The sequence below is a fragment of the Vibrio sp. 378 genome (assembly GCF_033339435.1).
Genome location: NZ_JAWOUO010000851.1, coordinates 1 through 588 on the forward strand (window position 1 = coordinate 1; position 588 = coordinate 588).

Genomic DNA, 588 nt, shown 5'->3' on the forward strand with positions numbered 1-588 from the left:
GCATTAATATCGCGACCTGTTCCGTTGGTACGGCGCAACAAGCTCTGAATCAAGCTACGCAATATATGCAGGAGCGAAAACAGTTCGGAAAATCGTTAGCGCAATTTCAGGCGCTGCAGTTCAAGTTAGCGGACATGGCGACGGAGCTTGTCGCAGCACGGCAATTGGTGCGTTATGCCGCCAGCAAACTCGATCGAGGCGATCCCGATGCGACGACGTACTGCGCGATGGCGAAACGCTTTGCAACCGACGTCGGTTTTCAAATTTGCGACCAAGCGTTGCAGATCTACGGCGGTTACGGGTACATAAAAGAGTACCCCATGGAGCGTTATTTCCGTGACGTTCGCGTACATCAAATTCTTGAGGGCACTAATGAAATTATGCGTCTGATCATCGCGCGTCGTCTGCTCTCAGAAACGTCAGCGTTGCTCTAACAAGCTATCGGGTATGCGCCATCGAAAGGGGAAGTCACATTATGTCATCAACGCCACAAGCCATTGAGCACACCATTCAAAATCACGTCGCAGTGATTACGATGAATAATCCCCCCGCGAACACGTGGACGGCAGATAGCCTTCACGCTTTAAA

General features: G+C 51.0%; 1 protein-coding gene and 1 pseudogene. Both read left to right on the top strand.

The genetic code is table 11. The features are described from left to right. The coding region (locus R7Q48_RS29205) for an acyl-CoA dehydrogenase family protein (RefSeq protein ID WP_318133860.1) at positions 1-434 on the top strand (434 nt) is incomplete at its 5' end. A gap of 41 nt (positions 435-475) precedes the next feature. Beyond that, positions 476-588, top strand: a pseudogene (locus R7Q48_RS29210) (enoyl-CoA hydratase); the annotation flags it as partial.